The organism is Bacillus sp. MN7755 (assembly GCF_054771475.1).
Genome location: NZ_BTRL01000054.1, coordinates 1 through 10573 on the forward strand (window position 1 = coordinate 1; position 10573 = coordinate 10573).

10 protein-coding genes and 4 pseudogenes are annotated in these 10573 nt (G+C 32.7%); 5 read left to right on the plus strand and 9 right to left on the minus strand.

Going from position 1 to position 10573, the window contains the following annotated elements; translation table 11 throughout:
* Window positions 1-619, plus strand: a pseudogene (locus ACYVEC_RS30525) (transposase); the annotation flags it as partial.
* A 139-nt stretch (window positions 620-758) separates the two neighbouring features.
* On the opposite strand, the pseudogene ACYVEC_RS30530 reads toward ACYVEC_RS30525, so the two are convergent.
* The 6 genes and pseudogenes from ACYVEC_RS30530 to ACYVEC_RS30555 all read right to left on the minus strand — a co-directional run.
* Window positions 759-932, minus strand: a pseudogene (locus ACYVEC_RS30530) (SMI1/KNR4 family protein); the annotation flags it as partial.
* A 229-nt stretch (window positions 933-1161) separates the two neighbouring features.
* Window positions 1162-2031, minus strand: a complete 870-nt coding sequence (locus ACYVEC_RS30535; RefSeq protein WP_063224696.1) for a DUF421 domain-containing protein — start codon at window positions 2029-2031, stop codon at window positions 1162-1164.
* Window positions 2032-2051: 20 nt separating this feature from the next.
* A pseudogene (locus ACYVEC_RS30540) lies at window positions 2052-2243 on the minus strand (DUF1657 domain-containing protein); the annotation flags it as partial.
* A gap of 259 nt (window positions 2244-2502) precedes the next feature.
* Complete coding sequence (locus tag ACYVEC_RS30545; protein WP_063224695.1) at window positions 2503-2682, minus strand: small acid-soluble spore protein H; 180 nt, start codon at window positions 2680-2682, stop codon at window positions 2503-2505.
* Between the two features lie 457 nt (window positions 2683-3139).
* On the minus strand, window positions 3140-3283 hold the full coding sequence (locus ACYVEC_RS30550) for a hypothetical protein (RefSeq protein WP_000746491.1): 144 nt from the start codon (window positions 3281-3283) through the stop codon (window positions 3140-3142).
* A 231-nt stretch (window positions 3284-3514) separates the two neighbouring features.
* Window positions 3515-4078: an undecaprenyl-diphosphatase gene (locus tag ACYVEC_RS30555; RefSeq protein WP_063224694.1), complete on the minus strand. Its 564-nt coding sequence runs from the start codon at window positions 4076-4078 to the stop codon at window positions 3515-3517.
* 500 nt (window positions 4079-4578) lie between these two features.
* On the opposite strand from ACYVEC_RS30555, the gene ACYVEC_RS30560 reads away from it, so the two are divergent.
* Entirely contained in the window at window positions 4579-5199 is a 621-nt protein-coding gene (locus tag ACYVEC_RS30560; RefSeq protein WP_063224693.1) for a DUF2238 domain-containing protein, read from the plus strand.
* Window positions 5200-5304: 105 nt separating this feature from the next.
* The gene (locus ACYVEC_RS30565; RefSeq protein ID WP_063224692.1) at window positions 5305-5529 is read left to right on the plus strand and encodes a hypothetical protein; all 225 of its coding nucleotides are present in this window, start codon (window positions 5305-5307) and stop codon (window positions 5527-5529) included.
* A gap of 123 nt (window positions 5530-5652) precedes the next feature.
* Here ACYVEC_RS30565 and ACYVEC_RS30570 read toward each other — a convergent pair whose 3' ends face one another.
* Together ACYVEC_RS30570 and ACYVEC_RS30575 are read right to left on the minus strand one after the other, a co-directional pair.
* Entirely contained in the window at window positions 5653-6465 is an 813-nt protein-coding gene (locus ACYVEC_RS30570) for an alpha/beta fold hydrolase (RefSeq protein WP_063224691.1), read from the minus strand.
* 227 nt (window positions 6466-6692) lie between these two features.
* Window positions 6693-6956 (minus strand): annotated as a pseudogene (locus ACYVEC_RS30575) (YkoP family protein).
* Window positions 6957-7237: 281 nt separating this feature from the next.
* On the opposite strand from ACYVEC_RS30575, the gene ACYVEC_RS30580 reads away from it, so the two are divergent.
* Both ACYVEC_RS30580 and ACYVEC_RS30585 read left to right on the plus strand, forming a co-directional pair.
* The gene (locus ACYVEC_RS30580) at window positions 7238-7546 is read left to right on the plus strand and encodes a hypothetical protein (protein WP_063224690.1); all 309 of its coding nucleotides are present in this window, start codon (window positions 7238-7240) and stop codon (window positions 7544-7546) included.
* Window positions 7547-7849: 303 nt separating this feature from the next.
* On the plus strand, window positions 7850-9529 hold the full coding sequence (locus tag ACYVEC_RS30585; RefSeq protein WP_460509580.1) for a DUF6044 family protein: 1680 nt from the start codon (window positions 7850-7852) through the stop codon (window positions 9527-9529).
* 461 nt (window positions 9530-9990) lie between these two features.
* On the opposite strand, the gene ACYVEC_RS30590 is transcribed toward ACYVEC_RS30585, so the two are convergent.
* Window positions 9991-10573, minus strand: a 583-nt coding sequence (locus ACYVEC_RS30590; RefSeq protein WP_460509582.1) for a transposase, incomplete at its 5' end; no start/stop codon positions are given.

The following is a 10573-nucleotide window of genomic DNA, read 5'->3' on the forward strand; positions in this document are numbered from 1 at the left end:
TATGTAGGAATGATTGATAAAGTGCCAGCTCGTGTAATTGTTCATCGATTAACAAAACAACAGCAACAAAAACGATTACAAGATCAAGCTGTAAGAAAAAAAGAAAGAAAGGGATGAAGTATTCTCCTCGTAGTAAGCGACTCAGTAGTATCAATGTATATATGACAAACACCCATACAGATATTGTCCCGATGGGACAGTAGATGACTGGTATTCTTTGCGATGGCAAATCGAAATTTTATTTAAAACGTGGAAATCATTCTTTCAAATTCATCATTGTAAAAAGATAAAAATAGAACGATTGCAGTGCCATTTATATGGTCAGTTGATTGCCATTCTACTCTGTTCTTCTATCATGTTTCAAATGCGCCAATTGCTCCTCATGAAGAAAAAACGAGAGCTTAGTGAGTATAAAGCCATATATATGATTAAAGACTATTTTCTTCTTCTATTCCAAACTATACAAAAAAACACCCAAGAGCTATCAAAGGTGTTACTTCGTCTGTTCAATCTCCTACAGCAAAACGGGCGGAAATCTCATCGATAAGAGAAAAAAACGGTCTTTGATATATTAAGTTTCGTATACAACTTTTCTATGTCTCGCAAACATGTAGCGTAACCCAAAAAATTAAAACCCGATAGGGTTTATTTGGTATGGAAATCTTTAAAGAACTTACACTGGATCTATAGAAAAAAGAAAAAACCTCACGTGAAATTAAACTTGTATAATCTTAGCTGGATGGCGATGCGGCAGGACCCCTATCAGAGTCTAAAGTTAAAAGTTTATTAAGTGAATTTTCATCTTGATTTGGAATATTAAATATACCTGGAGTAGGATATCCACCATCATATTTTTGTACACATTCAATAAAATCATTAGGAAATTTAATATCCAAGTATTGTTCCGGTGTTACCTTAATCTGCGTGCCCATTTCATTATTTTTTGTATATTAAGAAAATCATAACACATAATTAATTTATGTAAAACTATCATTCAAAAATCACCAGTCCAAAAAGGGGCAGGTGAATGGCTATTTTTCTAATTTCTATCATTATTTATTGTTTTTATTTGCTAAAATCTACAAAGATGTCAGAGTGTTGGGAAATCCTAAAGGTTTTTCCGACACTCTGAGAAAAGGACGCTTGTGAGAACGTCCTTTTTTATTCCTTTAGAAGGTAGGTTACCTTGTTTAAAATAGCTTCAATTTGTTGTGCATTTTTACTATACATTTCACTTGCCGTTTTTGATTTCGTTTCTAAAGAAAATAGTTCAAGATCAGCATGGCATTTTTTTAAAGATGCCAATAATAAAGGTTTGTTTTGAGGAGAGGGCATTTGGAGTTTATCATTATAAATGTCGATCGTAAGTTGTCCGTATGAATCAACTTGACCGAGAAAGACATTTTCAATGACAACACCGAGTTTTTCTAGTTCAGAATGTAACCAAGCGCGGTTATGCCCACTAGCTGAAAGAGGTTCATCTAGTACATTTCCATCCATAATAACAGTTTGTGGTTCCTTTTTATTTGGTACTTTCAAGCCAATATCTTTTGCTGTAAGTGGTTGAGATTCTTTCTTTAATAATACATTTAATTCTCCGCTTGGTTCTAAGACTGCAAATTCTACTTCGGATATGCTAAAGGCTCCGTTTCCTCTGAGAAGTTCAAGTAATTCATCACTGGTATACTTTTCTTTCTTTAAATTATCCTCAAGTATTTTGCCATCCTTTATTAAAACTGTAGACTTCCCTTCAAAGAAATCTCTCGCGGCTTTGTTTTTTAAGGAAAGAATTCCTACGAAAAAAGGTACCAAAGCGAAAATAAGTATGGCAAAGACGCCATGGAAAATTTTTTGGTTTAGCCCTGTAGATACTTGAGCGGCGATACCACCGATTGTCATTCCAGCTACGTACTCAAAAAAGGAAAGTTGAGAGATTTGCCTTTTTCCTAAACATTTTGTGATAGTAAATAAAACAATTAATAAGAATACAGAGCGGAGAATGACAAGCGCCCATTCGGGTAGGTGAGACATAGTAATTTCCTCCAGTCTACTTAACCCCCTTTATATTGAGGTTCTTCACGTTCTAATACGGAAACTCTATCCTTTAAATCAGCAATGACGCTGTCCATTTCTAACATACATTCATGAAAAACACGTTTTACCTCTTCATCTTTTGAATTTAATGAAAGGGAACTTAAGCTTGCTTGAGCGCCCCTTAAACTAGCGAGGCATGTTTTTACATTTTTACTGGTGCCGTTGGAGGTACATTGTTATAACTAATTCAAATAAGTCATTTATTTAGTAAATACTACCATAATTTTGGTAGTTTTTTTTGCTGCTCTATTAAAGAGGATTATTACCACCAATCAAAAATGTTTTTTATCCTTATTAATCTAATTAGCTAGAAGAAAATAGAAAATAAGATTACTTAAACATACAAACACCATGGTAAGTGGTGCTTGTATGTTTGAGTAATTATTTAGTGAGGTAACATGTAACCAATTAATGTTCTATTAAGTTGGATAAAGGAATTTCTTGTTCATTCTCGGGTTCATTAAGAGGATAAATTCTAGCTGTTTCATTATTTTCAGCCACATTTTGAATATAAATTGGAACTCCATTATACGTTACATTAGCCATGACTGGTGAAGCGGCAATCTCTTGTGCTCTTTGTTTGTTCATTATAATGACCTCCTTTTGATTTGTAACAGTTATAATATTTACTTCAAACTACTTAAGTATTCTTATTACTCAATAATAAGTAAACAGGGAGCTAGTTTTAATTACGGTTACTTGACTACCGAAGACAACGGTTAAATTTTGATTTCCTAGTTGGTTGCGGGATTAGTTTATGTAAAAACTTTTTGTTTTAAAATCAGGATGCTTAGCATGAGTATTTTGAAAATGTAAGTAGCATGGTACAATGACAATTGTTAGGAAATAAGAAGTAACTGTATAAATTTCTGAAATGTACCCATAAACAGAAAATACCTCTTGTACCATATCTAATAAAATAAGGTATAAGAGGTATTTTTTCTTGTTTTATTCTATTGGATTACTCTATATTGTTCTACTCCAATTAGGTTCTCCTATATTTAAGAATCCGCTTTAAGCCAATGATAATCTTTACATTAACCTGTTATTGATTATTCTTTTCTTGAATTTCTTCAGAAGGTTCTTCAGTTGGATCTGGCTCATTCTCATCAACGCCATTGCAGCCGCACAAGAAACCTACAGATAAAATAGTAGACATGATAGCAAGTAGATATTTTCTTTTCTTCAAGTGATTATCGCTCTTTTCAGAGAAATATTTATGCAATTATCTTCTACTTAAAGAAAAAAATATGCTAAAGTTTTTTTAACGTTTTTTTTCCTTTATATCAAATTAGAATCAAATTCAATTATTAAGGGATTTCCTAAATATTTGTGAGTTTACCGCAAAATTTATTTCAAAGAAGAGTAACTTTAGTAAAAAAAGTGCAAAATTATGTGCTGTGATTTATCAAAGATATCGTCAGGAATGTTTCAAATCCACAAAAATTAATTTTCTATATACATTTATAATCCAGGTAACAAAAGAATTAAATAAATATGTAGTATTGCCAATAGCTATACTGGTTAAGATTCCTATGAAGGCACTTCCTATGATATCAATTGGATAATGATGCCCTAGCCAGATACGTGAAAAACCTGTCAAAATTGCTAAGAACCACATGATTGAGCCAAATAAACGCTCACGAAGTAAGACGGAGGTTGCTAAGGCAAATGCTACGGCTGTATGTTTACTAGGAAATGAGGAATTATTCTTTGATGGGATAAGTAAACGCACACGATGTATAACAAACGGACGAGGTTTAAAATAAAAGAACTGGATAAAACGATTTATACATAATGAGAACCCTACTGACACCCCTGCAAATAAAATAATTTTTTTGTAGGAATTGTTTCTAAACCACATTAAGGCTAATAAGAAAATGTACAAGAATCGAGTCTTTTGTGAAATAAATATCATAAATGTATCCAATGTTGAGTTACGACCAGCTAGGCGATTGATAGCCCTAAACATTTTATAATTCATGCAGATGCTCTCCTTTATTTTTGAATTGTTATATAAATATCATTCCCTCACGAAAGAGAAATATGTAGTGTACATGCCCTTTCTTATTATTCTACTCCGTTTAAATAGATAAATAATATATAGTTGCAATTTGAACATGTTTAACGTGATAATGCTCCTCCTACTGGTTATGTACATTTTTAGTTTAGACACAAAGCAAACTCCCCTATATTCTCTTGGCATTCTTAACTTGACATTGATATAGAGCTACACCTTTTAGAGCAGTTTACGAAGGCTGTAAATGATATTCTTACTGAAAAATAATAGTTAAGTTTAGGTAAGCGAATCATGCTGTGAATATAGCTATTTTCTTTGTGAATATCTACTAAGCAAGATCACTTTCCTCATTAAAAAGCTATTCTTAAGTGTAAACTAAGGCAAACAGTTTTAAGTACTCTGTATACGAAACTGCGATTTTTCAAATACTTTAAGTAGAAAGCCTTTAAATAGGAGTGAAAAAAGTGATAAGAGAAAAAAGTAAAATGATTCATCTATTTTTATTATTAATTGTTACCGCAGTTTTTATATGGTCTGTTATTAAGCCTGCGAGATACTCGACATGGGCAGCGGAAGCTACTCCTGCCGTTCTCGGTCTAATCATTTTAATAGCAACGTACAATAAGTTCCGTCTCACCACTCTCTCTTATACCATTATTGCAATACTAGCCATTATAATGTTCATCGGCGGTCATTATACATACTCAAAGGTTCCTCTTTTTAATTGGATAAAAGATGTTTTTGATTTAAATCGAAATCACTACGATCGATTTGGACATTTGATAAAAGGCTTTTTTGCAATTGTGATAAGAGAAATATTATTGCGGAAAACTCAACTAACCGAAGGTCCTTGGTTAGTTACGATTAGTATAAGTATTTCGCTTGCTATCGCTGCATTATACGAAATCATCGAATGGATAGCATTTAAAATAACAAAGGGAGGAACGGCAGCTAAAGACTTTTTAGGTACACAAGGCGATATGTGGGATGCACAATGGGATATGTCGCTTGCCTTAGTTGGTTCGATTCTGGCTTTACTCACGCTTTCAACACTACATAATCGTCTATTAAAAGATAATCGATAAAAGAGTAGATATAGAGGAATCTGTGTAGCATTGTCATGTATTGATGCAAACAGAAGATAGTGATTTTATGGACGGAATTATATAAGAAGGAAATGAGAAGTAACGATGCTAGTACAAGAGGAAATGGAAGTGCAAGTGCAAGAGCAGGAAGCATCACTCCCACAGGAACGCCAATACGGTTTTGGTGGAGGGGATGGCTTTCGTCAAAAAATATCGTCGTTATTGATGACGACATTTCCCAATCCGAACTTTTCTAAGAATATTTTTAGATCCTTATTACTATCCTTACTATTATCTTTAAAATCTTTAGCCCGCGCTAACAGGCAGTAAACCCTCACCTAAATGTTCAGAGGAATCAAAGAAGATAGGTGGGGGCATCGCTGCTCCTATTTGTACTGAACGCCAACAGGGTGAATCCCCACTGTTTGAAGTTTCACTTTCTTCTCGAGACATCTACTTTTTTACTGGTAAAGAAAAAGTTTCTTCTCTGTTCATCTCGGTACGGGTAAAAACAAACTGCTTAATCATTTCATTTAACCCCTTCGCCGCTTTTGTAGGAATTTGATGCTTTACATTATCAATGAATTTTAATTCATTACATGGCAATTCCCCATGCAGTAGTTTCGCGTGATCATAAAATGATTTATCTTTCTTACCATAAACCAACAAAACCGGCAGCTCAATGTTTCTAAGCAGATCAGTGCAATTATAATGCAAACTATAACGATAATACTGCTCGATATTTTGGGCATTTCCTTTTCGAGCTTCTTTAAACATCTTTCTGAACAATTTATGTGTATTTGAATTGCCCCATGAAATAGACAATGCTAAAAATGAAACTGCCCCTGTTTTTGCAAGTTTCACGCCTAGTGAAATCTTATTCTTAAGATATCCATCCTTCACTTCTGACATTCCTCCGATTAGAATACCCCCTAAGGCACTATCGACATAAGTCAACAAAAATTCTAATGCGACAGAGCTTCCGGTCGAATATCCGCATATGAAGGCTTTTTTGATTTCCAAATGATCTAATAAACGTTTAATATCTTCAACAATCAGCGGATAGGTTATCGGTTGTCTTGAATATCGACTCCTTCCATGTCCTCTAATATCAAAAGCGATCACTTTAAACTCTTTAGATAATTCCTCTATTTGGTACTCAAAATTTACACAAGTGAGTACAGGCGGATGAATAAAAACAATAGGAATCCCTTTTCCCTTAACGGTATAATACAAACTACTACCGTCCACATTCAACGTTGGCATGTATGTAATCACCTCAATAATCTGAAATTATTTCTAGCTCTTTTCTAAAGAAAAAAAGCAACTTTCAAAAAATGATGCCTAATAAAAAAATTAATTATTATTAGATAATAAACATAATGGTATAAATGCTAACCATTTAAACCATTTGTAAAAGGATTAGAAATAGAAGCAAATTTAAAACCTAATCAGTCAGCTCCTTTGTTTAACATTGAAATCCTAATTATCCCTTAAATCTCATCTGGCCTAGAAAAATTTTGAATATATGATCCAGGGCTAGGCAAGGCCTTTTTAACATCTTGGTAAATAAATCTTCCTTTTTTAGCATGATTATTAAAGCACTTCACTTCATTTAATAAATGAACAGTGTGTAAATGGAATTTAACTAAGGTATCATTCTTATTTATCTAAGTTCCATCAGAAAGAGTAACAGTTTTCCCTTTGTAACGGGTAAGTCTTACACGTAAAATATTGTCCTTGTGAGTTTCATTTATAAGTTAAGCACGTGAATTTGTAATATATTGAATCGGTAAAATTTCAAATCGTTCGTACATAGCTTTTCAATTTGCTTTCATTTTCCCTTTTGAATTTCTATTACTATTATTTTGCATATTTTCAATAAAAAATATTTAGGAAATCTTAGGATTTTCAGGAAAAAAATGAAGAGCTATTAGCATAAGTTTGCATCATAAATTTCTATAAAATAATGCAAAATAAAGCATGTGAAATCGAACTCAGCGCTTCTTTTTCCTAACATTTTTACAGGGGGCAAAAAATGAACACTCTTAACTTCTTTATGTCATTATTCAATTCTGGAAGAAGAACTCAGCAAATGTTTAAACTGTTTAGAAATAGACGGAATAATAATAGAGGGTGGATTTGGGTTTCTTTACTAGGGTTAGGAACCGTTTTTGGTGTAGTAGCAACGCGTAATTCAAATATGATGCGACCTATCCAACGTTTGTTCCAAGGTGTTCAAAATACAACAAGAACATTTATTCCATCCAAAGTAAACCTGACAAACATGGAATTTTCCAGAGAAATAGTTCCTATTAATCAAAAGAAACAAAGTAATCAAAACTAATAACCATTACAAGAAACAATCTCATCAAAAAAATAGTAAATAGATAACCGGTTCTTTATCTTACAGGGAACCGGTTAATTTATGTCTAAACGTACAATTTTCTTTTCTGAAATGTTAATCCCTAATAAATCGTTAAAATAATCATTGATTTATACAAAAAACTGTAGATTATTATTATATATTTTCTTATATCTTTTATAAAAATGAGGATACAATCACAACACCTAGATAATCCAAGGATAATTTCCTTCGTTTGGGAAATTTTATAAGTAAACTTTTTAAAAATTTCTTGAGGTGTAATCAATGTTTTTAAACCAGAATAAAAAAGAAAAAAAGTTACTTGTTTTTGCAGCCAGTATACTCATTCTTTATTTGTCTCCTTTATTTATTCTCGGAGAAAATGCGCATATTCGCGTTCATGATAATCTTGATTCCAATTTATCATGGTATAAGATTTTGGCAAGGAGCGAAGAGATAATAGGTCCGATTGATGCTACAATTCCACAGGTGATAAACAATCAATTATCAAGAAACGCATTTAGTACGGAATTTAGTGGTATTGTTTGGTTATATGCTTTTTTTCCAACTATGGTTGCGTATGCATTAAGTCAAACGATTACAAGAGTATTTGCTTTTATAGGGATGTATGTTCTTTTAAAACATCATTTTCTACCTAGAGAGGAATGGATGGTCATCTCAGTAGGAGTTTCATTAGCTTTTGCTCTTACTCCTTTTTGGGCGTCAGGAGTGCTTAGTACTCTCGGAATGCCTCTTGTACTTTGGGCATTTTTAAATATTCGAAAGGGAGCAAGATCGTGGAAGAACTATTTCATACTTACTCTCATTCCTCTATATTCGAGTATTGTTTTGGGGTTTTTCTTTTTTTTAAGCAGCATAGGGATGCTTTGGTTAGTGGATTTAGTAATAAAAAAAGAATGGAACTTTCGTTTTCTTTTTTCAATTATTTATATGACGCTCATTTACATGATTGTAGAATATCGCTTAGTATCTTCCTTCTTTTTATCTACTGCACCTAACAGTAGAGATGAATATTTTCATGCAACATTATCGTTATGGCGATCTCTCCGCCTTACAGTGAAAAATTTCCTTTTAGGACATACACATGTCATGACAGTCCATACTTTTGTTATTTTACCTGCTATACTTATTGCGTTGTATTTTATCATTACTAAGAAAAAATGGAAGGAAGAAAAAGCCTTTGTTTTTTTGTTCTGGTTTAACATAGCTTTGTCAATTTGGTATGCTTTTTGGTTTTATAAAGGTTGGCTTCCATTAACAAAACGTTTTCATATTTTGGATACATTTAATTTTGCACGTTATCATTTTTTGCGCCCGTTAGTCATCTATGTTTTATTTGCTCTTGGATTAAAAGTTTTATGGTTACAAGGGAAAATATGGAGACACGCTGCAACAAGTTTTGTAATAGCTCAAATTATTTTGTTAGGCTTTTTTAATGAGGAAATTATTTTTCAAAGTAAACCTTCAGTAAAGGAATTTTTTGCAGAAAAACAATTTCAGGAGATAAAAGAGTATATCGGTTTACCTTTGGAGCAGTACCGTGTCGCTAGTATTGGTTTACATCCTGCTATCGCTCAGTACAACGGATTCTATACACTTGATACATATAACAATTTTTATCCGCTATCATATAAATATGAATTTCGTAAAATAATCGAGAAGGAATTAGCGAAAAATAAAACGATTCGTACGTATTTTGACGAGTGGGGTGGCCGCTGTTATATTTTCACCAATGAACTTGGAAAACACTATACGTTTAAGAAAAACTCGAAAAAACGCCTGGAAAATTTACAACTAAATATAGAGCATTTTAAAAAAATGGGTGGTCGATACATGTTTTCTGCTGTCCCTATTGAAAATGCAGCAGAAAACCATTTATCACTCCAGAACATATTTACATCAAACACATCCGCTTGGAAAATTTATTTATATAAAGCAGTTTAGATATCTGGAGTAGATTGTCTTTCTCGATATAAAATAATAAAAACCAAACAAATATTTAGCTGAATTACTTGTTTGGTTTTTATTATTTTGTATTAAATTGAACTACTCACCATTTAACGTCCAAACAGACCGTTTGAAGTAGCAGATTTTTAATTACAAAATTCTAGCAGTCTCTAATAAAGTACCCTCTTATATATATATATATCTTGTACTTCTAATATAAACTATTAGCCAAAAGGTTGCCTAATGAAATAATCTGTCTAACTTTAAGGGATTACTTCATAATTAATCGACCTTTTCTTTTATTTTTTGTTATAAAAGGGGTAGCACCACATCGCTATCAAGCTAAGCTTATGCAAAGTCAATTTTAGACGAGATTGTTTCTTTTTCCTAAAGGGCAAGTGTAGGTGATTGAAAGATCTGCATACGAAATAAACCCTAACGGGTTTCACTTTTTTGAATTAAGCGGCTTGATTATCAGACAGGGTACAATTGTAAACGACACTTAATATATCAAAGACTGTTTTTTTCTCATATCGATGAGATTTCCGCCCGTTTTGCTGTAGGAGATTGAACAGGCGAAGTAACACCTTTGATAGCTCTTGGGTGTTTTTTTGTATAGTTTGGAATAGAAGAAGAAAATAGTCTTTAATCATATATATGGCTTTATACTCACTAAGCTCTCGTTTTTTCTTTATGAGGAGCAATTGGCGCATTTGAAACATGATAGAAGAACAGAGTAGAATGGCAATCAATTGACCATATAAATGGCACTCCAATCGTTCTGGTTTTATCTTTTTACAATGATGAATTTGAAAGAATGACTTCCACGTTTTAAATAAAATTTTGATTTGCCAACGCAAAGAATACCAGTCATGTACCTGTCCCATCGGGACAATATCTGTAGGGGTGTTTGTCATATATACATTGATACCACTGAGTCGTTTACTACGAGGAGAATACTTCATTCCTTTCTTTTTTTCTCTTACAGCTTGATCTTGTAATCGTTTTTGTTGCTGTTGTTTTGTTAATCGATGAACAATT